This window comes from Herbidospora sp. NBRC 101105, assembly GCF_030269205.1.
Lineage (GTDB): Bacteria > Actinomycetota > Actinomycetes > Streptosporangiales > Streptosporangiaceae > Herbidospora > Herbidospora solisilvae.
On sequence record NZ_BSSX01000011.1, the window covers coordinates 90,295 to 116,378 of the forward strand.

Genomic DNA, 26,084 nt, shown 5'->3' on the forward strand with positions numbered 1-26,084 from the left:
GTCACGTGCCCAGCATCGGCGCGATCTTGGCGCACACGCCGCCCAGCACGGCCTTGACGTCGGCGCCGGGCTGCCAGAGCGGGTCGAGGGCGGCCCGCACGGTCTGCGACAGTTCCGCCTGGCCGGTGTGGTTGGGCTTGACGACGCCCTTCTCGATGCCGCTGATGACGACCTTCTGCAGTTGGCCGGGCTTCAGCAGCGGGTTGCTCTTGGCCAGGGTGTCGGCGGTGAGCTGAGAGGCGCGGGGCGGCGGGAAGTAGGCGGCGAGCTTGGCCGAGTTGGCCGGGTTGGTGAAGAAGGCGAGGAAGTCGGCGGCCGCCGCCGCGTTGGGGGAGTTCTTGAAGACGCCCAGGCCTGCCTGGCCGATCACCGAGTACTCACCCTTGGGCCCGGCGGGTAGCGGGACGAGGTCCCAGCCGAACGTCGCGTCCTGGAGCAGCGAGGCGCGGGAGATCTGGGTGATGGTCATCGCGGCGTCGCCCGCGAAGAAGTCGGCCGTGGTGCCGGGGCCCGGGAAGGCCTTGTCGGTGAAGATCGACTTGTGCAGGAACGTCATGGCCTCGACCATCTCGGGGCTGTCGAACCCGCAGGTCCTGCCGTCTTCGCTCCAGGGCTGAGCGCCCCAGCCGCCCCAGACGGTGGCGAGGTTGTCCCAGCCCTTGTAGTCGAAGTCGCGCACGACCATGCCGGCCTTGCCGGTCTCCGCCACGACCGCGGCGTTCTCGGCGGCGACGTTCTCCCAGGTCCAGGCGCCCTCGTCGATCATCTCGGCGGGGATCTTCCGGCCGGCCTCCTTGAGCAGGTCGGTGTTGACGAACACCCCGAACGGCGAGGTGGAGAAGGGGTAGGCGTACAGCTTGCCCTCGGCCTGCCAGAGTTTGACGGCCGAGGGGGTGAGGTCGTCGAACTCATACCCTGGGGCCTTGCGCAGCGTGTCGTCGAGCGGCGCGAGGGCGCCGGAGGAGACGAAGTCGGGCGCCGAGCTCTCCAGGATCCAGGCCAGGTCGGGAGCGTTGCCGCCGGCGATCTGGGTGGTCAGGGTGGTGGTGTAGCTCTCGAACGGCAGTGGGTCGAAGGTGATCTCGCCGACGTCGGGATGGGTCTTGCGGTATTCGGCGGCGATCTCGTCGAACAGCTTGAGGTGGGCCTCGTTGGAGGTCCAGATCGTCATGCGCAGCGGCTGCGGGCCCTGCGCGGCCGGGGCGGTCTCGCCTCCCGCGCCGCATGCCGTCAAGGTGAGCAGCGCCGCCAGCGCGGCGGCCGCGGGCTTTGCGAATGGTTTCACGGTCGATCTCCTTGCTGGGAATCCCCCGACGGTCGTGGTGGGCGTCCGGTCAGTAGCCGGTCACCTGCGGCCAGCGCAGTTCGACGCCCTGGCGGGTGAGCCGCCGCTGGAACTCGGTGAGCAGGACCTCGGTCTCGCGTACGGCGTGCGGGGTGGTGGCGTTGTCGAGGCAGAAGGCCGCCAGGGCGCCGGCGGCCTCGCCGACGTTCCACTCCACCGGGTGCAGCCGGTAGGCGCCGTTGGTGATGTGGGTGGTGCCGATGTTCTTGGAGGCGGGCAGCAGGTTGGTCATCCGCTGCGGAACGAGCGCGCCGAGGGGGATCTCGAACGGCGAACTCGCCACGTCGATGTAGTTGTCGCCCCCGGTGGAGGGGTGCAGGTCGATGCGGTACATGCCGACCCCGACGGAGTCGGCGTAGCTCACCGCGCCCTTCTCGCCGCGCACCGCGAGCGACAGGTCCTGCTCGGCCACGGTGTAGAGGGCGCGGATTCGGCGTGACTCGCGGATGTAGGGGGCCTGGGCCAGCCCGTCGTCGCCGCCGGTGACGTCGCCGCGCAGGCGCAGGCCGGGGAAGCCGGTTCCGCCGTCGGCGCGCGGCGCCTCGGTCTGCATCCAGTACAGCACCGACCGCGACAGCTCCCGGGCGGCGGCCACGTGTGCGGCGGCGTCGGGTGCGTCGATGACCGGCCCCTCCAGGTAGTCGATCATCGGCCAGTTGACCAGGGTGATGTCGCTGGCGTAGGCGCCGTCGGCGAAGTTGCGCCGGGCGGCGATCCGGCGGAAGGTCCACAGGTTCGCGTCGCCGGGGCTGAGCCGCTGGTCGGCCTCCACCAGCAGCGGGTCGTCGTCGGGGTTGGGGGTGAAGGAGCGTTCGACGATCTCCAGGGTCCGGGGGTGGGGGCAGCGCCACGACAGCAGCCGGTCGCCCCAGAAATCGGGCTGGTAGCTCCGCCAGAACTCGTAGGAGGCGGGCCGGTCGATGGTGTGGTCGCCGTCGACGTGGTCGATCGCGAAGCACACCGAGACGGCCTGCATGTTCATCGGCTGGGCCTCGGCGGGCGCGCTCGGCTCGCCGGTGTCGCCCTGCGACTCGAATCCCGTCACGTACTCGGCGCCGGTCAGCGGCAGCAGGTCGCCGGTCTCGGTGGCGTCCAGCACGTACGGCGCGAGGGCCGTGACCTCCCCGCCGCCGCTGCGGTGTTCCAGGCGCACGGCCCGTACCCGGTCACCGTCGACCTCCGCGCCGACCGGCCGGTAGGGCTGCAGCACGCGCAGTCGCCCCGAACCCCGGTAGGGGGCGAGCATGGCCTCGATCACGGCGACCGCGACGCGCGGCTCGTGACAGAGGCGGCTCACGTGCCCCGCGCCCGGGTTGAGCTCCCGCCAGGCCCGCGACCGCGCGGTCAGCGGGTAGTGCTCGCGGTAGTAGTCGCGGATGCCCTCGCGCAGCGCCCGGTAGGAGGCCGTGACGCCGAACCGCTCCACCCAGGAGTGCTCGTCCGGCGGCACGGCCTGGCTGGTCAGCTGCCCGCCGAGCCAGTCGTACTCCTCGGTCAGGATCACGGTGCGGCCGGCCCGCAACAGTGCCAGGGCGGCAGCCACCCCGCCCAGCCCTCCGCCGACGACCACCGCGTCCGCCGAAATCTCCACCACGTCGGGACTCTCCTTCGATCAGTTCGGGCGATCAGTTCCGGGCCGGTGCGAGCGTGGATCCCTCGACCAGCTCGCAGGGCAGCAGTTCCTGCGGGGTCCCCTCTCCGCCCACCAGCAGCTCGACGGCCCGGCGGCCCATCTCCCGGCGGGGGATGCGGAACCCGGTGAGGTCCACGTCGACCTGGACGGGCCTGGTCGGCGCGCCCAGCGCGAGGATCGACAGGTCACCGGGGATCGAGACGCCACGCCCGGCCGCCGCGTGCATGATCGCCACGGCGTCGGCGGGTTCCTCGACGAAGGCCGCCGTCACCCGCGCCGCCGACAGCTCGGCGAGCACGTCTTCGGGCGAGCGGCCGGTCACCGGCACATGTGACCCCTCGGCCCCCACCGCGACGACCGCCTCGCGGAAGCCGCGCATGCGGTCGGCCGGCGACTCGGCGCCCGCCCCGGCGCCGACGTAGGCCAGCCTCCGGTGGCCGAGCCCCGCGGCCCGGTCGACCAGGGCGCGCACCGCGGGCGGGTAGTCGGCGCCCACGTACGGCACCGGCGCACCCGCGTCGTCACGACGGCCGATGGAGACGAAGGGGATGCGTTCGGCGAGCAGCCGGGCCAGGTCGTCGCGGTCGACGGTGCGTCCGAGAAGCACGCAGGCGTCGGCCAGCCGCACCCGGCTGTCCTCGTTGAAGATCCGGCGGCGCTCGCCCGCGGCCCCGGCGCTGGTGAACAGCAGCAGGTCGCAGCCCATCTCCTCGGCGCACTCCTCGATGCCGAGCAGGAAGGGATGGTAGAAATCGGCGCTGGCGGTCGGGAAGACCGCCTCGTAGGTGAAGACGCCCAGGATCCGGTTGCGCCGTTCGGCGAGCCGCCGGGCGACCGGATCGGCGACGTACCCGGTCTCCCGGATCACCCTCAGCACTCGTTCGCGGGTCTCCGGGGCGATGCGCACCTCGGGGTCGGTGCGGTTGTTGAGGACGAGCGACACCGTCGTCTGGCTCACCCCCGCGAGGCGGGCGATGTCCTGCTGGGTGAGCCGGCGGCCGGGGGAGGTCACGATCCGTAGCGTCCAATCGAGTGGTAATGCGCATTAGCGCGGGCTGGGACGTCATCCTGCGATCAGCCCCGGGATCCTGTCAAGGGGGTCCGAAGAAGAATCACGGCGGTGATAATTCGTATTAGCACCTTGACGGACGCGTCCGTCTGGCCGAACCTCAGCGATCAGGGAGATTCCCTCACCATCACTCATGGTGAAAGTTGTCGCGAAGGGACAGCCGATGTCTGAACCCCTCCTGGACCGCCGCGGACTCCTGCGGGCGGCGGTCGGCGCCGGCGTGGCCGGCGGCCTCGGGCTCGCCCTCCCCGGGACGGCGCTCGCCGCTCTCGGACCGGCCGGCTTCCCCGCCTACCAGTACATCGGCACGCCGTTCGACAAGGCGAACCTGCGCTACAACCCCACCAACGAGCTGATCTTCCCCTGCATCCGGGGCATGTACGACAAGATCGCGAGCCCGCTCGGACGTTACTACCTCTACTACGCCCCACACGACTCGCCCGGCGGCATCTGCCTGGCCTACGGCGACTCCCTCGGCGGCCGGTTCACCGAACACCCGAACAACCCGATCATCGCCAACACCTGGTCACCGCACTATTCGGTCAGCCACGTGTCGTCCCCGCACATCATCTGGAACGCCGCCAACCGGCAGTTCTACCTGTACTTCCACGGCGAGAACAACACCACCAGAATGGCCTGGTCGACCGACGGCGTGCACTTCACCTACCACGGCACGGTGCTGCACACCGGGCTCATCCCCGGCTCGACGGAAACCTCCTACGCCCGGGTCTTCGAGCACACCGTCACCGGGCTCGGCAACAAGTACGTCATGGTCTTCATGGGCGTCACCAACGGCACCCGCAAGATCTTCTGGGGCTGGTCGTCCGACGGCAAGGCCTGGCAGTTCGACCCGACCCCGCTGGTCACGCCGGGCCCGGACGGCCAGCGCGACATCTCCGGACCCTCCGTGCTCAAGCGCAACGGCACGGTGTACGTCGCCTACCACGGCAACAGCGGGAACATGTTCCTCACCGAGGTGGGCAACGCCTTCGATCGCGAGATCCACCTGGGCCTCTTCCACCGGCCCCTGACCGGCGCCCCCGACAACGGCCGCAGCGCCGCGCCTTCCTTCGGCACCGACGGCGGCGTGCAGTACATGTTCTACGAGGCCGGCTCACGCACCGGCGCGACGATCGCCGTCGCCCGCGCCGTCTGATGCCCGGGGCGTCGACCACACGGTCCGTCGGCCAGACCGGAACCGTCGCCGATTTCTTCGCAGGCGGTGTCGGTTCGGGTCGGTCGTCTTCGTAGAAGAGGTGAAGCCGCCCAACGGGGGTGGCGCGAGAAAGGGAGTGGCTCCATGAGCGCCACCTTCACCGTCGACTTCTTCTGCAGCCTCGACGGCTACGGCATGGCCCGAGGCTGGCCCGGTTACTGGGGCAAGGAAGGCCCCGAGCTGCGCGCCGACCGGGTGAACACCTTCGCGCAGGACCAGGTGCTGGTCTTCGGCGCGACGACGTTCCGGGAGTTCCGGCAGTTCGTGACGGAGTACGACGAGCCCTATTACGACAGCCTGAACACGCTGCCGAAGATCGTGTTCTCCAGCACGCTCAAGGAACCCCTCGGGTGGCGGAACTCGACGGTGCTCGACGAGGACGCGGTGACCGCGATCGAACGCCTGAAGCGCACCACGGACGTCCCGATGCGCTCGCACGGCAGCATCTCGCTGAACCGGGCCCTGCTCGCCGCCGGTCTCGTCGACCGGCTCGAGGTCATCATCTTCCCGGTCGTCTCCGGCCGCGCCGGCGGCTCGGCGCTCCTCCACGACGGCGCGGAGCTCGACCTGGAGCTCGTCGAGTCGACCGTCCTCGACGGCCGGACGCAGAAGCTCGTGTACATCCCGCACCTTCACGGTGAGATCCTCGAAGGCGTCGGGCCGAAGCGCCGCTGAAAGGAGATGATCGCCGGATGCAATACCTCATGAGCGTGATCGACGACACGGGAAACCTGGCCACTCCCGAGGAGGACGCTTCGATCAACGTGTTCAACGACCGGCTCCAGGCCGAGGGCCATTGGGTTTTCGCCGGTGGCCTGGGCTCACCCGATGCGGCCACCGTCATCGACAACCGGGGCGGGGAGGCGATCGTCACCGACGGGCCCTTCGTGGAGACCAAGGAGTATCTCGCCGGCTTCTGGATCATCGAGGCGCCCGACCTGGACGTGGCGCTCACGCTCGCCACCGAGGGGTCGAAGGCCTGCAACCGCAAGATCGAGGTGCGGCCGTTCCTGTGAGAGACCCCGCGGTCGACGTCCGGGCCGCCATCATCCGGGCCCACCATGAGGAGTGGGCCCGGTTGGTCGCAGCGCTGACCCGGCGGTTCGGCGACCTCGACGTCGCCGAGGAGGCGGCGGCCGAGGCGTTCGCGGCCGCCGTGGAGCGATGGCCGGCCGACGGCCCGCCCCCCAACCCGGGCGCGTGGCTGACCACCACCGCCAACCGCAAGGCCATCGACCGGATCCGGCGCGAGAACAAACGCGACGACAAGCAGAAGCAGGCTCAGATGGGGTACGACGACGGCCCGCCCGAGCCGCTGGGCGCCATCGAGGACGAGCGGCTCAGGCTGGTCTTCATCTGTTGTCACCCGGCGCTGGCGATGGACGCGCGCGTGGCGTTGACGCTGCGCATGGTCGGCGGTCTCACCGTGCCCGAGATCGCCCGCGCCTTCCTGGTGCAGGCGACCACCATGGAGCGCCGCATCACCCGTGCGAAGGCCAAGATCAAGGCGGCCCGCATCCCCTATCGGGTGCCGTCCGCCGACGACCTGCCGGCGCGTGTCTCCGGCGTCCTGGCCGTGCTGTTCCTCGTCTTCAACGAGGGCTACCTGGCCGGCAGCCCCGACGCCGACCCTCTGCGCCCCGACCTGACCACCGAGGCGATCCGGCTCACCCGCCTGATCCGCGCGCTGCTGCCGCACGACGGAGAGGTGGCCGGCCTGCTGGCGCTGATGCTTCTCATCGAGGCCCGCCGCCCCGCCCGGATCTCGGCCGACGGCGAACTGGTCTCCCTCGACGAGCAGGACCGCGCGGCCTGGGACCCGGAACTGATCGCCGAGGGCCACCGGCTGGTCCGCGAACGCCTGGCCGCCGCCGCTGCCGGAGCGGCTCCGGGCCGCTACCAGATCCTCGCCGCCATCAACGCGGTGCACACCTCCGCCCGCGACATCCGCGACACCGACTGGTCGCAGGTCCGCGCCCTCTACGACCAGCTCGTCGCCCTCGACCCCTCGCCGGTCATCGCCCTCAACCGGGCCGTCGCCGTGGCCGAGCTCGACGGCCCGCAAGCGGCACTGGCCGACATCGAACGCCTTGAGGACGATCTGACCGGCTATCACGCCTACCACGCGGCCCGCGCCGACCTGCTGCGCCGGCTGGGGCGCGCGGAAGAGTCGCGCGCGGCCTACGACAGAGCCATCGAGCTGGCCGGCAACACCGCCGAGTCCGCCTCCCTGACCCGCCGCCGCGACCGACTGGGCTAGTACTACAGCTGCGCCTGGACGTGCCTCCCGACGCCGTTCCGGTAAGCGGCCTCCTGAAGCCCAGGCGCCCGAACTGCCGGTGCGCGAGACGATCGAATCATCGGGGTCCCGTGCTTCCAGCGCCCGGGACAGGCGCCGGCCGAGATGGCTCCAGATCTCACTGACAAAACCAGGCTCCGCTTCGCCATTCCCGAAGGACGCCGAGGTTACGTTGGGCGTCACCGGATGTTCGGACGAAGGAGAGACATGGCCCACACACCGCGGCAGCGCCTCGACACCTCCGTGCCCCACCCCGCCCGGGTCTGGGACTACTGGCTCGGCGGCACCGAGAACTTCGCCCCCGACCGCGAGGTCGGCGACCAGATCACCGCCGTCTGCCCCGAGCTCCCGATCATCGCCCGCGCCGAGCGGCAGTTCATCGGCCGCACGGTCACCCTCCTGGCCGGCGAACTCGGCGTCGACCAGTTCCTCGACATCGGCACCGGCATCCCCACCGAAGGCAACACCCATCTGGTGGCCCAGAAGGTCAATCCGGCCGCCAGGGTCGTGTACGTCGACAACGACCCCCTCGTGCTGGTGCACGCCCGCGCCCTGCTCGACAGCACACCCCAGGGCGCCACCGACTACATCGACGCCGACCTCCGCAACCCCGACCCGATCCTCCAGGCCGCCTCCGACACGCTCGACTTCGCCCGGCCGATCGGGTTAATGCTGGTCGGAGTGCTCGATTTCGTCGTCGACGACACCCTCGCCATCGACGCGGTGAACGCCCTGGTCGCCGGTCTCGCGCCGGGCAGCTACCTGGCGATCGCGAGCAGCACGCCGAGCGAGGCGATGAACAAGGCGGCCGACGTCTGGCACGCGGGCGGCGGGGCGCCGATCGTGCTGCGCTCCCCGGAGCGGCTGGCCCGCTTCTTCCAGGGACTGGAACTGCTCGATCCCGGCGTGGTGACGCTGCCGGAGTGGCGTCCCGACGCGGCGACCGACTACATCGGCCAGCAGGTCTGTCAGTACGGAGGCGTGGGCCGCAAACCCTGAACCCGGTGAGAGGGCCGGACTCGTCGCGGCCTGCGGACCGGGATCAGGACTGCGGCTTGAAGGGGCGTCATGACAGGTCGGCGGGTCTGGTCGAGGCCCCGCGATCCGGTTGCAACGCTCGGTCGGCCTGGAACCACCGCGCCGAGAAGCCGAGCAACGTCCAGACGTTCCTCGCGGCGATCAGGCCGAACCTGCGCACCTTGATGCTGGACAGGCTCATCGCCCGCCGCGACATCCGCAGCGCGTCCGCAGGGTGCTCGGCCTGTTCGACGCGGCGGTCCTCCACGACGGCGGAACCGGGCGGCGGGCCGGGCTCGCGGCACTGATCTCGGGATGCGGAACGCTGCCGCACCGCGAGATTCCCTGGACCTCTCCGGTGATCACCCGTACCGATGAACTCGAAGGCGGCGACTGGGGAGCCGGGGCGGCCGCCGAAGCGGTCACGCGAACCGTCACCGCGACGACCGTGTTCTCGCAGACCTGAGGTCGTGATCATGCAGGTCACGGGCTCGGTGAAAGTGGCACGGCCATGAGGGCTGGTCGCGTGCCACTTTCACTGAGCCGACAGCGACCCGCCGGCCCCGGCCGGCCGATCACGTCGAAGCCGGTCAGTACGCCGTCCCGTTGGCGCGCCTGCCGGGCGAGCTGGACAACGAGCTGATGGTGTCGTGCTTGACCCAGCCGCCGGTCGCCGATCCGTCAGGGCTCCGGTTGATCGACACCCCGTCGGAGTTCGCCTGGCTTGAGGAGTAGGTCACCGACTGGACCGTCGCCCCCGCCGAATCCCGCAGGATCACCTGGTCGCCGCTGTTGGACAGGTTGAGGTCACCCGTGCTCGCGGCCACCCCCACGATGCCGCCGGGGATCGCGGAGCCCGCGCCGAACACGGTGATCGCCTTGCCGGGCTGCAGCGACGTGCCGGCCGCGAACGTGTGCCGCACCGCCGAACCGTCGCGGACGGTCCAGCCGGCGATGCTGATCGCCGTGCCACCGGTGTTCACGATCTCGACGGCCTCGCCGGCGGTGTTGCTGCCCGGTTCGTTCGCCAGCACCTCGTTGATGATGACGTTGGCGGGTCCGCCGCCACCGGTGATGACGGTGACGTTCTTGGTCGTGGTGTTCGTGGCGCCGCCGTTGTCCGTCACGGTCAGCGATACCGCGTAGGTTCCGGCCGACGCGTAGGTCACGGTGGGGTTCGCGGCGGTCGAGGTCTGGCCGTTGCCGAAGTTCCAGCCGCGGCTCACGACGGTGCCGTCGGAGTCGGTGCTGGCATCGGTGAATGCGCAGCTGAGAGCGGTGCACGAGTGCGTGAACGACGCCGTGGGCGGCTGGTTCCCGCCGCCACCGCCGATGACGAAGTCGTAGCGGGAGAACACCGGGTAGTGGTCGCTGGTCGTCGACGCGTAGTTCGGGATGTAGGCCTGGGGCTGGAAGGCCTTCGCCGAGCCGGCGACGTACTTCGCCTGCACCTCGTTGGTGGTGAGCTGGTGGTCGATGAAGTCCGGGTAGCCCGCCGTCGACGACACGCCCGCCAGCGACAGGGCCCGCGTCGGGAACGTGTAGCGCGCCGCGTCGTTCACGAAGTTGGCGTAGGGCGAGGCCTTCCCGGAGGTGATGGAGGTGTCGACGTCGTCGTTCCAGTCGCCGATGACGAAGACGTTCTGGGTGGGATAGGTCGAGTCGAGGTACGACTTGAGCGCCTGCGACGCGGGGTTGCGCAGGTTCCACGCGGCCTGGTCAGATCCGGCCTTGGCGTGCACGACGATGAAGACGAGGTCACGGGTGACACCGTCGAACGTGCCGCGCAAGGTGAACTCCACCGGCGGGCGGCCGGCGAAGTTGCTGTTCTGACCGGTCAGGATGACCTTCGCGCTCACCAGAGTGGCCATGCTTGAACGCCAGACGAGGGCGACCTTCTGCTCGGCGTTGCTGAAGTCCGAGTAGTACTGCGCGCCGTTCGTCACGATCGGGTCGTTGGCGACGACCCCGGTGTACCCGGGCAGGCCGGCCACCAGCGTGTTGAACGCCGAGGTGCTGACGATTTCGGACAGGCCCCACACGTCCATGCCGGCGCCCGCCATGACGTCACGGACGTTCTGCTGCTGAAGCGCCTCGTTCGTCGGGCCGTTGCCGGTCGCACCGAACCATTCGATGTTCCAGTTGCCGACGTCGAGCTGCGTCGCCGAACCCTGCGACGGAACCGTGGCGGCGTTCGCCGCGGGGGTGGTGGTGAGCGTGGCCAGCGCCATGGCGGCGGCCAGGCCTGCCGTGAGCGCGCGGAACCTGAGTGTCATCGGCGAGAGACCTTCCGGGTCGAGGTGCGGGACGGGCCCGCGACCATGCTGACGGCGGGCTCACGGAAGTGTCATCAGGCCCACACCGCGCCTGCGGCAAACATGCAGCCTCGTGATGGTGAACATTCGACAGCCGACTCGATCGACGTGTGGAACGCCGAATCAATGACAAATCGACCGCTGAAATCTTGTCACTCGCGCGCCGGGTCTCACCCGGAGCGAACCACTTGCCCGGAACCTGGACCGACATCCCGGAAAGGGCGCAGCGGTGCTGTGAACGGCTCCGACAACCATTGGTTATGGCAGCGGGTCTTGGACGCCCCCTCCGGTGGCCCGACACGATTGGCCCATGTATCCGCGCATGTCGGTGGCGTCATTCGTCCTCCTGTTGAGCGCCTGTTCTGCCCCTGTGCCGCCCTCCGCAGGCACGGCCGAGAAGCCGCCCGCCGCCGCTTCCGCGAGCGTGGTGAAGCCGGCCCAGGCCTACGTGGACGCCGTCAACGCCGGCGACCTCGACGCGCTCGTCACCTCTTTCGCCCCTGAGGCCGAGATCGTGGACGTCTCCCGGAGCATCCGCGGCCATGACGCCATCCGCGCATGGGCCGACGCCGAGGTGATCGGCGGGGCCCTAAGGGTCGTGTCGATCGTCGAGAACCGGCCGGACGGGCAGAGACTGCTGGTCCATTGGGCCCCGGCGGATTCGGACGGCTGGCGGGCGCACTACGACTTCACCGTCGGCGACTACCGCATCCTGAAGGCCGACCTCCAGTACGCGTAGCGCGAGGAACCTGAGCGATTTGAGCAGGGGGATGCTCATGCGCGGGCCGTGCGGGCGTGCCTACCTTTCGCCACATGCGCACCCTTTTACGAGTGTTCCTGGTCGCGGTGTTCGGGGCGGGGCTGCTCACACTGCTCCAGTCGCCCGCCGCGGCCGACCCGATCGTGACCGTGACCGTCACGATCAAACGCATCACTCTCCTGGCGGGCGGCGACTGCGGCGACCCCGACTTCTACAACCGCGTCTGGATCAACGGCGTCTACCACGACAACGAGGACAGCGACTCCCAGGACGAGCTGGAGGGCAACCCCGACATCGCGCCGGACTGGGAGTTCTCCAAGCCCGTCGACGTGGCGACGCTCGCCACCCCGGGCCGGATCCCGATCAAGATCGAGGTGCACGACGAGGACGGCGGCCTCTGCTTCGGCGGCGAGCACTACGACTCCTCTCCCACCGCCGACCGCTTCTTCGACGGCTACATCGACCTCGCCGGGTGCTCCGTGCACGATCCCCGGCAGACCGGCCAGCCCTATCTCGGGGGCTGCCGCACCCCGATCGTTCAGGCGGGCACCGCCGACGAGCGGGTCAGGCTGACCTTCGAACTGGACGCCAGAGAACCGGCGAGCGCGCCCGGCCTGAACATCCGCTGCACCCACACCCCTGTCTGGCCGAAGCCGGGCGAGCCCGTCACGATCGTCGCCACCGCCCTCGACGGCGAACTCCAGCCGACGATCGTCGCCGACGAGCTGGAGATCTGGGTCAACCTCCAGGCGAACGCCGCGAGCCTCGCCGGAGAGCCGCTCCAGTCGAGACACGGCGTCGGCACGCTCACCGAGACCTTCACGCCCAGAGCCGAGATGGCCCCCTTCGCCTACGGCTGCCGCCTGGCCGAAAACGGTGTGACGCTCTTCTCGTCGTGGCACACGGTGGCCGTCGGCGACCCGTTCCCGAACTTCAGCTTCCCCAAGCCCGCCGTGCCGATCAGCTACACCGGCCCTCGGTCCAGCCGCATCGACATCGTCTTCGTGGCCGACAGAGACGAGTACACCGGCCCTTCCGACCCTCGGTTCGTCGCCGACGTGGCGGCCACGATCGAGCGGTCGTACTGGGGCCTGAAGGAGTATCTGACCCGGCAGGACATGTTCAACTTCTGGCTGCTGCCCGACAACACCGGCTACGCCAGCGACGCCACCGGCGACAAGGACTGCGACCACGGGCTGCCGGTCCTGTGGGACGACGCCTTCGGCTGGGCCGAGGCGGCCGCGATCCTGCACCGTCGAGCCCCCCAGCAGGACTGCGCGCAGCGCGCCGACCGGATCTTCTCCGTGCTCGTCGATCCGGGCAAGCCGCGGATCGCCGCCCACGAGACGGCCCACCAGCCCTTCGGCCTGTCCGACGAGTACCCCGAGGGCGGGGCCTTTCCGCAGGACGTCTACCCCAACGTCTACGAGGACTACGAAGCGTGCGAGGACGACGCCCCGCTGCTCCAGCGCACCGCCGCCGCCTGCCGAAGCTGGGAGAAGGAGCACTGGTACGGCGACCAGGACTGGTGGACGTCCGAACCCATGCCCGATGACCTGATGTTCGACAACGGCCGGGCCCGCGAGGCCGACATCCGCCGCTTCAAGTACGTCTTCGAAGGTTGCGAGGCCGCGAAATGCTGAAACGAGCCCACTGGGTCATCGCCGCCGCGGCCGCGCTGATCATCCTGGTCCCGCTGCGCGCGCAGGGCGAGCCGAACGACCCGTCCACGATCCCGATCCCGCAACTCGACTTCGGCGACCCCGCCAAGTCCGTGGTCGCCCGGGTGAAGTTCACCTCCCGGACCTCCGCGACCCTGGAGCGGGTCAAGGTGTCGAAGTCCCGGGCGCACACCCACATCGGCGACCCGCCCATACTCAGGCTCGGCCTGACCGACGTCGACGGCCAGGTCGTCGACCGGATCAACACCTGGAGCCCGCTGTGGACCTACCAGGAGGGCGGCGACCACGTCGGCCTGCGGCCGAGCGGCTCGGGCAGTTTCATCGTGCCGTTCTCGCCGGCGCTCTCGACGATGACCGTCACCGACGTCGCGCTCGGCCGGGACGTCCTGACGGTCGACCTCAAGCCGCCACTCAGGGAGTTCTGCCTCGCCACCCCCGATGACCCCGACTGCCTGGAGGCCGACCTGTCGGTCACCTCGGTGACCCCGGCCGCGCCGCTGTTCGCCGTCCTGGGCAAGCCGGTGACGGTGACGGTCGCCTCCGTGGTCGCCAACGCGGGCCCGGACGGGCCGGTCACCGCCGTGGTCCGGCAGGACCTGGCCGTCGGCGCGGGCCTCACCGCCACCGGCGGGGCCACCGTCGAGACCGATCTCGCGGCCGGAGCCACCCGGACCCTGACCCGCGACTACACCGTCACCTGCGACCAGGCGGGGGCCAAGACGATCGACTTCACCACGTCGATCACGCCCAAGCGCGCGACCGTCGTCGACCACGACCCGAGCGCCGACACCAGGACCACCCGGCTGACCGTCGACTGCGCGATCCCGGTGACGATCAACGTCAAGCCCGGCAGCGCCGAAAACAAGGTCAACCTGAACGGCAACGGCGTCGTGCCGGTCGCCGTCCTGACGACCCGGGCCGGCGAGTACGGCAACCCGGTCGCCTTCGACGCCACCCGCATCGAGGCGGCCACCCTGCGTTTCGGCCCGCCCGCCACCCTCCTGGCCGCCGCCGGAGCGCCGGAGGCGCACGGCAGGATCCACGTCGAGCAGTCGGTCGAACCCGACGAACGCACCGTGGACGCCGACCGGGACGCCGTCACCCATCACCGCTACGACGTCCTGTCGGTCGGCGACACGACGGCGTGCGTGGTCGGCCGGGCCGCCGGGCTCACCTTCCACGGATGCGACCATGTCGAGGTCCGGCATTGAGCCCGTCGTTCACCCCGGCTCTCTCTAATGGCGGGACTCCCCATACGAGATCCCACCGGACGAGGCGGCGGGCACGACCGACTTCCTCGCGGGCGCGGTGTAACAGGGTGCCGCATGGCCGTGGGATGCGGCACCCTGCCATGGTCGGGGAGTGATCGTCAGCTGGTGGAGCCGCTCACCGTCGTGCCGGTCTTGGTGACGTAGTACGTGAGCTGTCTTCCACTCCAGAAGTGGAAGGTGAGTGTGATGCGTCCGTCGTTGGTCTCGGCGAAGAACTCGGGCTTCATGATGATCGTGCCGGCGGTGTAGTCGGGCTGGAAGTTGCTCCAGAACTCCTTGTAGGTGGTCCAGTTGGCGGGGCCGGCGGGGCTTCCGTTGGCGTACTTGGCCTCCATGGTGGCCAGTTGGTCACCGCGGAACTGGGTGGGGATCACGAAGGAGCTCGTCGTCCCGGTGGCGGCGCTCTGGGTCGGCGGGTCGGAGGTGATGATGCTGATCTGCCAGGGCGTCCCCTGGGAGAAGCGGGCGTTGACGGTGGCGTTCACTCCGTAGGCCCGGTTACCGGCCAGACGCGTCAGGGCGGACGAGGTGAGCGTCAGCGTGGTCCCGGACACCGTGTAGTCGGCGCCCTGGCTCAGCGTGGTGCCGCCCTGCGACAGTCCCTGGAAGGTGGTGCCGTTCAGGTTGAGGGTGAGCGTCTTGCTGGGGATCGTGCCGGTGCGGGGGACGTAGACCTGATCGGAGGAGGCGGTGCCCGAGCGGGTGGTCCAGCTGGCCTTCTGCATGTCGAGCACGCCCTGGTCGCGCCAGGTGAGCGTGTTGCGGTTCAGGAACGAGCCGGCGTCCCACAACATGGTGGTCAGGTTGCGGATGCGGGCGTGGTATCCCACGGCTTCCAGGTACTTCAGAAGCTCGCCTCGCTCGATGATGCCCGGCCGGGTGTAGTCGTAGCTGAGCAGCGCCCATTCACCGATGATCACCGGGATGCCGCGCGAGACGAACGTGGTGTGCGCCCGCTCGAAGGAGCTGACCAGGTCCTGCTCGACGGCGCTGTCGTACCTCGTGCCGCCGGCGATGTTCACGCTGAACGGCCAGTAGCCGTAGAAATGGACGGTGGCGGCGATGTTCGGATCGCGCAGGGCGGCGATGGTGGAGCTCAGGGCGTCCAGCCGGACCTGCTCCCCGCTGGTGTGCAGGGTGGGCAGCACGAGAACGCGGGTGGCGTTGCCGCCGCCGGTCTGGCGGACCAGGCGGACGAACTCGGTGTTGAGGGTGTGCACGAGCTGGTCACCCTGCTCGTCACTGGAGGTGCCGGCGAACTGCGGTTCGTTGATGCTCTCGAACAGCAGCCGGGACGAGTAGTCGCGGAAGGCGCCGGCGAGCTGACGCCACAGGGCGGTGTAGCGGTTCATCACCGTCGTGGGGTCGGAGGGGTAGGTGTTGATCCACTGCCAGGAGTCGTGATGCAGGTTGATCAGCACGTGCAGGTCTTCGGCCAGGGACCAGTCGACGATCTGGCGCACGCGGTTCAGCCACGCGGTGTCGATGGTGTAGTCGGGGGCCGGTCCGTGGTGGTTGCTCCAGGTGATCGGGATGCGGATGCTCTTGTATCCCTGCGCCCGTACTTGGCGCAGCATCGCCTGTGTGGTCAGCGGGTTGCCCCACGCGGTCTCATCGGGGATCGCGTCGAGCGTGTTGCCCAGGTTCCAGCCCGGCTGCATCGCGGCCACGACGGCCATCGCGTTGCCGGGTGTCGGCGACGGGCTGGGCGATGGCGACGGGCTGGGCGATGGGGACGGGCTGGGGGATGGGGACGGGCTGGGGGATGGGGACGGGCTGGCCGTCGGGCCGTTGCAGGTGACGCCGTTCAGGGTGAAGGACGTCGGTGCGGTGTTGGTGTTCGTCCAGGTGCCGTTGAAGCCGAAGGAGACCGTCGCCCCGGTCGCGATGGCGGCGTTCCAGTTCAGGTTCGCCGCGGAGACCTGCGCTCCGGAGGTGGTGACGGCGGCGCTCCAGGCCTGGCTGATTCCCTGGCCGGACGGGAAGGTCCAGGCGAGTTTCCAGCCGTTGACCGGATCGCCGAGGTTGGTGACGTTCACATTCGCGGTGAAGCCGCCCGGCCACTGCGTGGAGACGGTGTAGGCGACGCTGCAGCCGGTCGCCGCCTGGGCGGGAGCGGCCGTCGTGGTTACGGCCGTGACCGTGGTCAACGCGATGGCCGCGCCGACGAGTGCGCTGACCCACCGGCGCGCTCTTGGTGAACTGTGCATGGGCTACTCCTTGGGGGCGTCAGGCTCGGCCGCGTTCCCATCGGCACGGGGCGTGCCGATGGGAGCGGATCTCCTGGATGTGGCGTGGCGCCTGGGCGCGCGCACGCCGAAGAACCGCGGCCTGGGCCTGACCACCAAGCCGCCTCGCCAAGAAAGTTTCTCCATATTTGGCGAGAAACATAACGTAAGGAGAGCTACGGAATCCGTCTACTTGCCCTCAAAAACGTAGGTATCGGCATCAAAGCGGCGCACCAGTTGAGGCGTGACTACCTGCGCGAACCGCATCCGTCGCGAAAGTATCCCGGCCGCCGTTCTGAATGTTTCAGGCGGGCGCGGTGACATCGCATGCGGCGGGATATTCTGACGCCGGGAGCGCCGACCGGTTCGGTTTCGACGGAAGGGGACGGAGTGTCGTACACCGAGCCGGGCGAAGGCGTCGACGACGCGGGTGACCCCTCCCGTCCCGTGACGATCTCCTACATCGCCGAGACGGCCGGGGTGTCGGTCCCCACCGTCTCCAAAGTGATCAACGGACGATCCGGGGTCTCGGCAGGCACTCGTGCCCGTGTCGAGGCGCTTCTCAGCGAGTTCGGCTATCGCCGGGCCAATCGCCGCAATCTCGTGGAGCTCGTCTTCAGCCGGCTCGAGGACCTGTGGGGCATGGAGATCATCCGCGGGGTGGAGCAGGTGGCCCGCGAACAGCGGGTCGGGGTCGTCTTGACCGAGTTCGGCCCGCGCCCAGATGCCGTGGCCTCACCGATCGACGCCACGGTCGCGCGCCGGCCGGCCTGCGTGGTGACGGTCGCGCAGCTCTCGCAGGAACAGCGTGACCAGTTGCGCGCCAAGGAGATTCCGTTCGTGGTCTTCGACCCCACGGTCGAACTGCCCGACGGCGTGCCGTTCGTGGGCGCCACCAACTGGGCGGGCGGCCGCTCGGCCGCGCGGCATCTGATCGAGCTGGGCCACCGCCGGATCGGCATGGTCGCCGGTCCTGACCACGTGCTGTGCTGCCGGGCCCGCCTGGACGGCTACCGCGCCGCCCTGGAGGGGGCCGGTCTGACCCCACACCCCGACCTGGTCATACGCACGGAGCTGACCAGGGAGCACGGACGCGCGGCAGCCCTCACCCTGCTGACGGGGGAGCACCCCCCGACGGCGATCTTCGCGTGCAACGACCTACAGGCACTTGGCGTCTACCAGGCCGCACGCGAGGTGGGAGCGCGCATCCCGCAGGACCTGAGCGTGGTCGGGTTCGACGATCTACCCGTCGCCGCCCTCGTGGATCCCCCTCTGACGACGGTCCACCAGCCGCTCGCCGAGATGGCCGTCGCGGCCACCGAACTGGCACTCGCCCTGGGCCGGGGCGAGGCGCCCGCCCGGGTCGGCATCGAACTCGCCACCACGTTGACGGTCCGCGCCAGCACCGCGCCGCCGAGCCGGGACTCCGGAGCCGTCGCACCAGGATGAGGCCGCTCCGGGCTCCGGACCCTGATGTGTGACCGCCGATACTGCGACGGCCATGAGGCGTCTTGACTACTTCTTCACGTTCATCGCAGGGTCCACTTCTGGTTGGCGCCGCCGTGACAGGTCCAGATGTGCAGCCTGGTGCCGTTGGCGGTGCCGTATCCGGACGCGTCCAGGCACTTGTTCGCGCCGACGGCGGTGATGGTGCCGTCGGAATTGACGTTCCATCGCTGGTTGGCCTGGCCGTTGCAGTCCCAGATGATGACGGCGGTGCCGTCGGCGGTGCCCGCGCCGGACACGTCCAGGCACTTGGTGCCGGACACCTGGAACTGTCCGGAAGAGGTGCGGGTCCATCTCTGGGTGGCCGTGGTGGCGGAGCAGTCCCACAGGTGGACGACCGAGCCGTTGGCGCTGCTGTTGTTGATCACGTCGACGCACCGGTTCGACTGGGCGCCGACGATCTGGACGCCCTGTTGCGGGGTGCCGCCGGCAGGAGCGTAACCGGCGGCGGTGATGTTGGCCTGGACGGCGTTCTCGGTGGCCTCCGTGGGATAACCGGAGGTCAGCACGCCCTCGAAGAAGGTGCCTCGGCCGGAGACGCTGTTGTCGCCGCCGATGCCGAGCAGGATGGCGCCTTCCTTCTTCATCGGGTGGTAGCCGTTGGGCCGCCGCCCGTCGAAGTAGGTGGTCAGGCCGCCGGACTGGGCGTTGCCGCCGCGGATGGCCCAGTGGTTGGGTTCGCCCTTGACGATGGCGGTGACGAATCGGTGGTTGATCGGGGCGAGGTTGTTGTAGCCCGCGTTCACTCCGGAGAACAGGCCCCACTCGAGGTCGGCCATGATCCAGGGGCCGGATCCGGCGCCGTAGCCCCACTGCTTGTTGGCGCCGAAGTAGACGGTCTCCATGATGGCGGGGGCGTCGGCCTGGCCGTCGGTCTGCGCGTTGCCGTAGTCGAAGCAGCACCACTGGTTGTAGTGGGTGCCGTCCAGGACGGCGTAGATGCCCTCGGGCTGGTCGCCGGTGGCGACGCCGTTGGTGTTGTTGTTGCGGTAGCCGGTGCCGGGTTCGATGCGGACCCCGTAGGCCTTCTGACCGCCGACGGTGATCGGGGCCGCCTTCGCGTCGGCCAGGTTGTCCCAGCCGCCGGGGAGGGGACCGGGCCAGTAGCCGGGCGGGGCCTGGGTGAGGCGGTTGTCGCGGCCCGACTGGTCGTACAGGATCGTGATCACGCAGTTGGTGCTGGCGCAGAAGGAGTCCTGCGTGGCGGCGTTGACCACCCCGCCCGCACTCTGCACGCCGATGTCGCGCGTGGTGTTGTCGGAGGAGCGCCTGACCTGGTAGAGCGGGCCGTTGTAGGCGCCGTACAGAGCACGGGTCGTGCTGTGCGCCGCCACGCAGGGCGTGCCGCCCGAAGCGTAGATGTCGCACGGGCCGGTGGTGGCGGCCTGCGCGGACGGCACGGCCACGTAACCGCTCGCGGCGACGAGTAACGAGATCCCGGCTGCCGCCATGAGGCGGCTCAGCCTCTTGTTCGCGTTCATCGAATCAGCTCCTGGTTCCTTTGTGGCTGCTCGTATCGGTGCAGGACTACCGTCTGGTCGCGCCGTCGCGGTCCCAGATGATCAGCCGGGGACGGCGAGGACGGACTTACGGGGACGCACGACACCCGGACCAGCTGGCTCGAATCGATTCGACCGCAGATTAGATCTCACCTCCGGAGCTGTCAACAACACGCGTAAGGAGCGGGACACCTTCTTGTGGTGCCGCTCCCTCTTGTCATTGCCGCCGAAAGCAGGGTGTCAGCGACTTCTTCTGTCTCGCAGAAGAGCAGCTCCTACGCCGAGATCCCCGCACCGCATCGAATCGATACGACACCCATCGACAGGAGACGGCAGGCTTCCCGCTGAGCGTGGACGTTGGCTCGGTGCCGATCCGCGGCGAGGACGACAGGCTCGAGGACATGACCGACCGCGACATCGTCGTGAAGGTCATCGCGTAGGACACGGACCCGAAGGCGGGCTGAGCGGGGACGAGCCCGTGACCATCGACGCCTGCGAGCTCCTGCGGACGATTGGACTCCCACAGGGTCCGCCGGCTGCCCGTGATCGACGGGCACGGCCCGACGCCAAGGTCGGCGACCTGATGGCCGCCCTCACCACCGGCTGACCATGATGTTTGGCAGGGCGGGTCGGGGTATTGGCCGTCGATGACCCAGAACGTCATCGACCTGATCATGGCCGACCACCGCGACGTCGGGATGCTCTTCGAGAGACTGAAGACGCAGCCGGAGAACCGCCCCGCCCTCGTGGCCGAACCGGCCAAGGCCGCACCCAGCGAACGCGGCGAGGTCCGCCACGGCATCGAGGAACACCATGAGGCCGAAGAGCTGCCGGCCACCCTCATGGCCGCCGACCCCGACACGGGCGACTTCACCACCGTGCTGAGCGGTTCGAGAAGGCGGTGAAGCACCATGTCGATGAGGAGGAGAGCCCGACAAGCTCATGAAGATGGGCCGCGTGTTCAGCCAGGCCAAGCCACCGAAGCCGAAGGGCCGGACGAAAGAGGAACTGGTCGAGCGGGCGCTGGAGAAGAACATCGAGGGCCACAGCTCGATGATCAAGAACCAGCTCGCCTGATGTTCGAGGGCTTCACTCTCGACCGGGTCCAGCTCTCCGAGGTCGCCTTGCGTGTCCGGTACGGCGGCTCCGGCCCGGCCGTCCTACTGATCCACGGGCACCCCCGCACCCACACGACCTGGCACCGGCTCGCACCGCTCCTCGCGGAGAATCACACCGTCGTCTGTCCTGACCTGCGAGGATACAGCCAATCCTCGAAACCCGAGACCACGCCTGACCATGGGCCGTACTCGAAACGGGCGATGGCCGCCGACTGTCTGGAGCTCATGCGCGCGCTGGGCCACGAAACCTTCCGCGTCGTCGGCCACGACCGGGGCGGATACGTCGCGTTCCGGCTGGCCCTGGACCATCCCGACGCCGTCGCCCACCTCACCGCGCTCGACGTCGTTCCGATCGGTGAGGCGCTGGCCCGCTGCGACGCCAACTTCGCCACCCGCTGGTGGCACTGGTTCTTCCGGGCGCAGCCGGCTCCCGGTCCTGAGACGGTCATCGGCAACAACCTCAGCCTCTGGTACCAGGACGGCCCTGACCAGATGGGACAGGACTCATGGGAGGACCTGCAGCGGGCGCTCGGCGACCCGCGCACCATCCACGCCATGTGCGAGGACTACCGCGCCGGACTCGGCATCGACCGCCGACACGACGACACCGACCGGGAAGCCGGTCGCCGAGTCCGGTGCCCGACGCTTGTCCTGTGGGGGACACGCGGTGACCTCCCTCAGATCTATCCGGACATCCCAGCGGTCTGGCGCGCGTGGATCGACGCAGACCTCATGGCCAGAGGCATCGACAGCGATCACCACATCGCCGAAGACGCCCCTGCCGAACTTCACGACCAGCTGCTCACCGCGTGGAAGAACCTCGACATCGGCTGATCCCCTTTGGTGTCGTGTACGCCCGTTCGGCCCGGTGATCCGGGCCGGGAGGCCGTGCCGGCGACAGGTCGGCGGCTTCACCCATCCGTTCACACCCGGGCACGTCGCCGCAGGCGTCGGCCTGCTGGGTTGAGTAGCGGGCTACTCAAGCCGCCGCCCCGCCACCGGCGGAAGATCGGGGCACGAGACACATGAAGAGGTGAGCAATGGGCGAGTTCGACTTCCACGTGGCCCGCGCCAGCGAGCAGCGTGCACTGGCGGTGGCGGAAACCCGGTCGCCGTTCATCATCGAGGTCCGCTTCCTGGGCGGCCTCAGCGACACCCAGAAGGCGGCGTTCGCCGCCGCGGCCGACCGCTGGGTCCGGCTGATCGTGGGGGACCTCCCCGAGGTCGCCATCCCCGACCTGCCACAACTCCCGGACGGCCTCACTCCCGGGGAGATCGTCGACGACATCCTCATCCTGGCACGGGGCGCCGAGATCGACGGGCCCGGCACCCAGCAGGGCAACATCCTGGGCCAGGCCCGGCCGCTCCTGGTCCGCTCCGGCACCCGGCTCCCGGCCGTCGGGGAGATGACCTTCGACAGCTTCGACCTGGACCGGATGGAGGAGAACGGCCTGCTCCACGACGTCATCTGCCACGAGATGGGCCACACGCTCGGCCTGGGTGGCGGCATCTGGCAGGAACTCGACCTCGTCCAGGGCCTCGGCACCACCGACCCGGCGTTCACCGGGGTCCGGGCCGGTCAGGAGTTCGCCGCGCTGCTGTTCAGCACCGACCCGCACGTCGTCCCGGTGGAGAACGTCGGCGGCCCCGGCAGCGTCGGCTCCCACTGGCGTGAGTCGGTGTTCGGCGCGGAACTCATGACCAGCAGGGTCGCCCCCGGCGTCGGCAACCCGATGAGCCGCCTCACGGCCGCCGCCCTGGCCGACATGGGTTACCAGGTCGACATGGCCGCCGGCGAGCCGTACGTGCTGCCATCGCAGCTTCTGCTCGCCGACCTGCGCGCGGTGGCCCCGGAGACCATGCTGACCTGCGGGGTCTCCGCCGATCAGCCGCCCATGGTCATCTGATTCGGCCTCCGATTTCCATTGGGCGTCAGCGGCTGCCAGGCCCGATCTCGGCGAAGATCTGCAGGCCCGTCAGCACGATCGGCAGCAGGACGACCGTCGCGAACGCCCCGAACGGCACCGTGCGCAGCCGCATCGGCCTGATCCGGGCGGCGTTGGTCCGGGCGAACTCGGCCACGAGCGGCTGCACCTGGCCGAGGTCGCGCTCGTCGACGTCCGCGAGGAGTTCCGACAGCTCGGCGACGCGGGCCTCCTTGGCCGCCCGCTCGACGGTCCGGAAGCACAACCACGGCACCAGGGTGTAGACGGGGGCGAGCAGGACGTACAGGAGAATGAGCCCGAGGACGGAGATGGGCACACTGCTGCCCAGCGCCGCGATCAGGACGGCGATGGCGGTGCCGAGCACGACCAGCGCCCAGTAGGCCGTGCGGTAGACGCGGGCCACCGGGGTCCAGCCGAAGCGGCCGTCGCGGTTGTACCAGTCGGCGCGCAGGTCGGCGGCGAAGTAGAGGGCGACGCTGAAATAGACGGTCAGCACGCCGACCACGTTGAACGTGAAGATCAGCACCATCGCCAGGAACGCCAGCACGGAGTAGATGACCACGCCCAGCGGGTGTTCCGGCCCGGCCCACCAGTTCTGCTTGGCCATGTCGATCCATGCGGCCTGCTCGGCGGCCGAGACTCCGCGGGGAGCGAAGACCCGGAAGGCGTTCTGGCTCAGGCCGTTGGCGAGCAGCGTCGCGAAGACGAAGCTGCCGAGGACGACCGAGCCGGAGAGCACCAGCTTGGTCCGGGTGGTGACGCCGCCGAACTTGTGGTCGAGCCGGTCGAGCGCGGTGCCCTCGTCGCCCGCGAGCAGCCGGTCGATGCCGAGCACCCGGGAGAACACGTTCGACCTGGGCACCAGGCGGGGCACAATCGTGCGGGATTCCCGCAACTGCGTGAGGGCGGTCGAGACATGGTGCCAGTTACGGTGCAGCAACACGAAACCGGTCACCACCAGGAACCCGCACAGCAGGCTGGTGAAGTCGCGGAGCAGCGGGAAATTCGGTTCGGATGCCTTGCCGGAACCGGTCAGCGCATAAGCGACGTCGGCCGGAAATCGGAAATCGTCCGGTCGCCCGAAGGTGCCCTCGACGAGGGTGCACGCCACGGTGACCAGGAAGACGGCCAACCCGGTGAGGAGGATCCAGCCGATTCCCTTGTCACGTAATCGGCCAGGGAATATCGGTATGAAGTCGAATGGATCGAACTGCGTGCGTGGTTCGCTCATCTGCTCTCCCGGACGCATGCTAAGTGCGTGATCACATCCGATACAACGCTGCGCCGATCTCAATTCCGCTCGCCGCCCCGACGATGACCACGAGATCTCCGGGGGCGGCCTCCAGCGTCGCGAACGCGAACGGCAGCGCCGAGGTGAACAGCTCGGGATCCGGCAGCAGAACGGTGGTGACCTCCTCTTCCGGCACGCCGTGAGCGGCCAGCAACTCGGCCACGACCTGGGGAACGAGCGCGGCGGTGCGGTCGGCGAGCAGCCGGCGGTCGCCCGCCCGCACGAAGCTGCGGCCGTCTTCCTGCACCGCGGTCGCGTGGAAGTCGGCGAGGTGCTCGTCGAAGTGGCGGGAGTGGAAACCGGCGAAACCGCCGTCTCCCGCTTCGAGGAGCAGCGCCGACCCCCGGCGCCGCACGCCGCCGCCGTCTTCGGACGCGGCGACCAGCACCGTACGCACCGCCCCGGCGCTGATGAGCTCGGCGGCCACCCGGCAGGCGTCGAGGGTGCCCAGGCCGCCGTTGGTGAGGTCGAAGCCGAGGAAGTCGCCCCCGAGGCCGAGTTCGCCCGCCGCGATCGCGGCGACGGCGGGTTCGGCGATCAGACCGGTGACGTACACCCCGGTGTGGATGAGCAGGTCGGGCTGGTCACGGCCGGCCAGGCAGCCGGTGATCGCCTCGCGGAGCAGGTCGATCGTGGTGGCGCCCTCGGTGGCCAGCCCGACGGCGCCGATGCGGACCCCGCGCAGCGGAGCCGGTGTCGCGGAGGGCGTGGGCCGGGTCGACCCGAGGCCCCCGACGAGGCGGTCGGGCAGGTCGTCAAGGGTGTAGACGGCGGTGCCGACGGTCACGCCCGAGGCGGCGATCTCGAAGAGCACCCGCTGACCCGACTCGACGCGGCCGTCTCTCGCGGCGTCGTAGAGGGCGACAAGGTGGGCGGTCGTGGACGTGTTGCCCCACGTCGCCAGGTTGTCGATGACGTTGCCCTCGTGCAGGGCGTCGACGCCGAACACGCGATTGGCGTGGCGGATCCCAGCCCTGATGGCGACGGACGAGGTCTGGTGCGGGATGAACCGGTCGACGTCGCCGATGGTCAGGTCGAGCGCGGCGAGCGACTCGGCGGCGTGCGCGATCGACTCGCGGATGCCGACCGCCGCCAGCGCGGCCATCTGGGTCTTCATCACCGCGCCGCCGTGTGGCCGATCGGAGGGCCCGGCCACGCACAGCGCGTGGTGCTCCCCGAGCGTGCGCAGCCCGATGTGCTCCAGTCCGGTGCGGTCGTCGCCGGAGCGGGTCAGCAGCACCGCCGCGCCCGCGTCGCCGAGGGTCAGGCAGGCGATGCGCGGGTCGTGCCTGCCGTCGATCTCGAGCTGAGCCGTGGAGATCAGATGGGAGACGAACTCGCCGCTGACGACCAGCGCGGTGCGCACCCGCCCCGCGCGGATCAGCGCGTCGGCGAGCCAGATGCCGGTGAACGTGCCGGCGCACGCGTTCGCCAGGTCGAACGTCCAGGCGTTCCGGCAGCCGAGCAGAAGACGCAGCCGCGTCGCGAGGGCCGGTTCGTAGGTCGCCCATGACGGCCCGTCGATCCGCGAGATGCTCGTGTTGATCAGCAGGTCAATGTCCTCGGCCGGGATCGACGACCGCGACAGGCAGTCGAGCCCCGCCCTGGCCGCCAGATCGACCGAGTATTCGCCCTCGCCGGCCACTCGCCGAGAGACGATGCCGGTCATCAGCTCCAACGGCAGGTCGAGCGGCCGAAGGCAGCCGCCGACGACGTCACGGGTGGTGACGGTTCGGGAGGGGGTCGCCACCCCGATGGAGTCGATGACCGTTCGGGCCATTCGTCGACTCTACGTTTTGGGACTGGCCCGGGGCGGACCATTCCGCCAGCGGTCTACCCTCGCTGTCACCACTGGCCACTCGACCTCGATCCCGATGACGCATGGCGCA

Annotated in this window: 22 protein-coding genes; 13 read left to right on the plus strand and 9 right to left on the minus strand. The window is 69.6% G+C overall.

Going from position 1 to position 26,084, the window contains the following annotated elements:
• Position 1: 1 nt before the first annotated feature.
• The 3 genes from QSK34_RS36630 to QSK34_RS36640 are packed head-to-tail and all read right to left on the minus strand — an operon-like array spanning position 2 to position 3,990.
• Entirely contained in the window at positions 2-1,285 is a 1,284-nt protein-coding gene (locus QSK34_RS36630) for an ABC transporter substrate-binding protein (RefSeq protein WP_285591296.1), read from the minus strand.
• 49 nt (positions 1,286-1,334) lie between these two features.
• Positions 1,335-2,939: an FAD-dependent oxidoreductase gene (locus tag QSK34_RS36635; RefSeq protein WP_285591297.1), complete on the minus strand. Its 1,605-nt coding sequence runs from the start codon at positions 2,937-2,939 to the stop codon at positions 1,335-1,337.
• Positions 2,940-2,970: 31 nt separating this feature from the next.
• On the minus strand, positions 2,971-3,990 hold the full coding sequence (locus tag QSK34_RS36640) for a LacI family DNA-binding transcriptional regulator (RefSeq protein ID WP_285591299.1): 1,020 nt from the start codon (positions 3,988-3,990) through the stop codon (positions 2,971-2,973).
• A 220-nt stretch (positions 3,991-4,210) separates the two neighbouring features.
• Here QSK34_RS36640 and QSK34_RS36645 point away from each other — a divergent pair, with 220 nt between their 5' ends.
• From QSK34_RS36645 to QSK34_RS36665, 5 genes are all read left to right on the plus strand, one after another.
• Positions 4,211-5,203 (plus strand): glycoside hydrolase family protein, encoded by a 993-nt coding sequence (locus QSK34_RS36645; protein WP_285591301.1) that lies wholly within the window; start codon positions 4,211-4,213, stop codon positions 5,201-5,203.
• A gap of 144 nt (positions 5,204-5,347) precedes the next feature.
• Positions 5,348-5,938, plus strand: coding sequence for a dihydrofolate reductase family protein (locus QSK34_RS36650; protein ID WP_285591303.1), 591 nt, complete (start codon positions 5,348-5,350; stop codon positions 5,936-5,938).
• Positions 5,939-5,955: 17 nt separating this feature from the next.
• The gene (locus QSK34_RS36655) at positions 5,956-6,279 is read left to right on the plus strand and encodes a YciI family protein (protein WP_285591305.1); all 324 of its coding nucleotides are present in this window, start codon (positions 5,956-5,958) and stop codon (positions 6,277-6,279) included.
• Complete coding sequence (locus QSK34_RS36660; RefSeq protein ID WP_285591307.1) at positions 6,276-7,523, plus strand: RNA polymerase sigma factor; 1,248 nt, start codon at positions 6,276-6,278, stop codon at positions 7,521-7,523. The genes QSK34_RS36655 and QSK34_RS36660 overlap by 4 nt, the downstream gene beginning before the upstream one ends.
• Positions 7,524-7,769: 246 nt before the next feature.
• Positions 7,770-8,561, plus strand: coding sequence for an SAM-dependent methyltransferase (locus QSK34_RS36665; protein WP_285591309.1), 792 nt, complete (start codon positions 7,770-7,772; stop codon positions 8,559-8,561).
• Between the two features lie 67 nt (positions 8,562-8,628).
• Here QSK34_RS36665 and QSK34_RS36670 read toward each other — a convergent pair whose 3' ends face one another.
• Positions 8,629-8,913: a hypothetical protein gene (locus QSK34_RS36670; protein ID WP_285591311.1), complete on the minus strand. Its 285-nt coding sequence runs from the start codon at positions 8,911-8,913 to the stop codon at positions 8,629-8,631.
• A 256-nt stretch (positions 8,914-9,169) separates the two neighbouring features.
• Positions 9,170-10,855 carry a lamin tail domain-containing protein gene (locus tag QSK34_RS36675; RefSeq protein WP_285591312.1) on the minus strand — a complete coding sequence of 562 codons (1,686 nt, stop codon included), beginning with the start codon at positions 10,853-10,855 and terminating at the stop codon, positions 9,170-9,172.
• A gap of 409 nt (positions 10,856-11,264) precedes the next feature.
• Here QSK34_RS36675 and QSK34_RS36680 point away from each other — a divergent pair, with 409 nt between their 5' ends.
• The 3 genes from QSK34_RS36680 (at position 11,265) to QSK34_RS36690 (ending at position 14,547) form a co-directional block, all read left to right on the plus strand.
• Positions 11,265-11,633, plus strand: coding sequence for a nuclear transport factor 2 family protein (locus tag QSK34_RS36680; protein WP_285591314.1), 369 nt, complete (start codon positions 11,265-11,267; stop codon positions 11,631-11,633).
• A 74-nt stretch (positions 11,634-11,707) separates the two neighbouring features.
• Complete coding sequence (locus QSK34_RS36685; RefSeq protein WP_285591316.1) at positions 11,708-13,297, plus strand: hypothetical protein; 1,590 nt, start codon at positions 11,708-11,710, stop codon at positions 13,295-13,297.
• Positions 13,291-14,547 carry a hypothetical protein gene (locus QSK34_RS36690; protein WP_285591318.1) on the plus strand — a complete coding sequence of 419 codons (1,257 nt, stop codon included), beginning with the start codon at positions 13,291-13,293 and terminating at the stop codon, positions 14,545-14,547. Before QSK34_RS36685 ends, QSK34_RS36690 begins: the two co-directional genes overlap by 7 nt.
• Before the next feature lie 158 nt (positions 14,548-14,705).
• Here the strand turns inward: QSK34_RS36690 and QSK34_RS36695 are convergent, their stop codons facing one another.
• Positions 14,706-16,817 (minus strand): cellulase family glycosylhydrolase, encoded by a 2,112-nt coding sequence (locus tag QSK34_RS36695; RefSeq protein WP_285591320.1) that lies wholly within the window; start codon positions 16,815-16,817, stop codon positions 14,706-14,708.
• Positions 16,818-17,225: 408 nt separating this feature from the next.
• Here QSK34_RS36695 and QSK34_RS36700 point away from each other — a divergent pair, with 408 nt between their 5' ends.
• Positions 17,226-18,284 carry a LacI family DNA-binding transcriptional regulator gene (locus QSK34_RS36700; RefSeq protein ID WP_285591322.1) on the plus strand — a complete coding sequence of 353 codons (1,059 nt, stop codon included), beginning with the start codon at positions 17,226-17,228 and terminating at the stop codon, positions 18,282-18,284.
• Positions 18,285-18,364: 80 nt separating this feature from the next.
• Here the strand turns inward: QSK34_RS36700 and QSK34_RS36705 are convergent, their stop codons facing one another.
• Positions 18,365-19,822 carry an arabinofuranosidase catalytic domain-containing protein gene (locus QSK34_RS36705; protein WP_285591324.1) on the minus strand — a complete coding sequence of 486 codons (1,458 nt, stop codon included), beginning with the start codon at positions 19,820-19,822 and terminating at the stop codon, positions 18,365-18,367.
• Positions 19,823-20,487: 665 nt separating this feature from the next.
• Between QSK34_RS36705 and QSK34_RS36710 the strand changes: the two genes are divergently transcribed.
• From QSK34_RS36710 to QSK34_RS36725, 4 genes are all read left to right on the plus strand, one after another.
• The gene (locus QSK34_RS36710; protein ID WP_285591326.1) at positions 20,488-20,745 is read left to right on the plus strand and encodes a hypothetical protein; all 258 of its coding nucleotides are present in this window, start codon (positions 20,488-20,490) and stop codon (positions 20,743-20,745) included.
• Positions 20,746-20,782: 37 nt separating this feature from the next.
• The gene (locus QSK34_RS36715) at positions 20,783-20,917 is read left to right on the plus strand and encodes a hypothetical protein (RefSeq protein WP_285591328.1); all 135 of its coding nucleotides are present in this window, start codon (positions 20,783-20,785) and stop codon (positions 20,915-20,917) included.
• On the plus strand, positions 20,917-21,792 hold the full coding sequence (locus QSK34_RS36720; RefSeq protein ID WP_285591330.1) for an alpha/beta fold hydrolase: 876 nt from the start codon (positions 20,917-20,919) through the stop codon (positions 21,790-21,792). Before QSK34_RS36715 ends, QSK34_RS36720 begins: the two co-directional genes overlap by 1 nt.
• Before the next feature lie 206 nt (positions 21,793-21,998).
• Complete coding sequence (locus QSK34_RS36725; protein WP_285591332.1) at positions 21,999-22,865, plus strand: leishmanolysin-related zinc metalloendopeptidase; 867 nt, start codon at positions 21,999-22,001, stop codon at positions 22,863-22,865.
• A gap of 25 nt (positions 22,866-22,890) precedes the next feature.
• Here QSK34_RS36725 and QSK34_RS36730 read toward each other — a convergent pair whose 3' ends face one another.
• Positions 22,891-24,135, minus strand: a complete 1,245-nt coding sequence (locus QSK34_RS36730) for a hypothetical protein (RefSeq protein WP_285591334.1) — start codon at positions 24,133-24,135, stop codon at positions 22,891-22,893.
• A 31-nt stretch (positions 24,136-24,166) separates the two neighbouring features.
• Positions 24,167-25,975, minus strand: coding sequence for a 3-oxoacyl-[acyl-carrier-protein] synthase III C-terminal domain-containing protein (locus QSK34_RS36735; RefSeq protein WP_285591336.1), 1,809 nt, complete (start codon positions 25,973-25,975; stop codon positions 24,167-24,169).
• Positions 25,976-26,084 lie beyond the last annotated feature (109 nt).

Excerpts from the sequence above, each read along its gene's own strand:
- QSK34_RS36645 (WP_285591301.1), top strand. The coding sequence starts at position 4,211 with ATGTCTGAACCCCTCCTGGACCGCCGCGGACTCCTGCGGGCGGCGGTC.
- QSK34_RS36650 (WP_285591303.1), top strand. The coding sequence starts at position 5,348 with ATGAGCGCCACCTTCACCGTCGACTTCTTCTGCAGCCTCGACGGCTAC.
- QSK34_RS36655 (WP_285591305.1), top strand. The coding sequence starts at position 5,956 with ATGCAATACCTCATGAGCGTGATCGACGACACGGGAAACCTGGCCACT.
- QSK34_RS36665 (WP_285591309.1), top strand. The coding sequence starts at position 7,770 with ATGGCCCACACACCGCGGCAGCGCCTCGACACCTCCGTGCCCCACCCC.
- QSK34_RS36675 (WP_285591312.1), bottom strand. The coding sequence starts at position 10,855 with ATGACACTCAGGTTCCGCGCGCTCACGGCAGGCCTGGCCGCCGCCATG.
- QSK34_RS36685 (WP_285591316.1), top strand. The coding sequence starts at position 11,708 with ATGCGCACCCTTTTACGAGTGTTCCTGGTCGCGGTGTTCGGGGCGGGG.
- QSK34_RS36690 (WP_285591318.1), top strand. The coding sequence starts at position 13,291 with ATGCTGAAACGAGCCCACTGGGTCATCGCCGCCGCGGCCGCGCTGATC.
- QSK34_RS36695 (WP_285591320.1), bottom strand. The coding sequence starts at position 16,817 with ATGCACAGTTCACCAAGAGCGCGCCGGTGGGTCAGCGCACTCGTCGGC.
- QSK34_RS36705 (WP_285591324.1), bottom strand. The coding sequence starts at position 19,822 with ATGAACGCGAACAAGAGGCTGAGCCGCCTCATGGCGGCAGCCGGGATC.
- QSK34_RS36710 (WP_285591326.1), top strand. The coding sequence starts at position 20,488 with ATGACCCAGAACGTCATCGACCTGATCATGGCCGACCACCGCGACGTC.
- QSK34_RS36715 (WP_285591328.1), top strand. The coding sequence starts at position 20,783 with ATGAAGATGGGCCGCGTGTTCAGCCAGGCCAAGCCACCGAAGCCGAAG.
- QSK34_RS36720 (WP_285591330.1), top strand. The coding sequence starts at position 20,917 with ATGTTCGAGGGCTTCACTCTCGACCGGGTCCAGCTCTCCGAGGTCGCC.
- QSK34_RS36725 (WP_285591332.1), top strand. The coding sequence starts at position 21,999 with ATGGGCGAGTTCGACTTCCACGTGGCCCGCGCCAGCGAGCAGCGTGCA.
- QSK34_RS36730 (WP_285591334.1), bottom strand. The coding sequence starts at position 24,135 with ATGAGCGAACCACGCACGCAGTTCGATCCATTCGACTTCATACCGATA.
- QSK34_RS36735 (WP_285591336.1), bottom strand. The coding sequence starts at position 25,975 with ATGGCCCGAACGGTCATCGACTCCATCGGGGTGGCGACCCCCTCCCGA.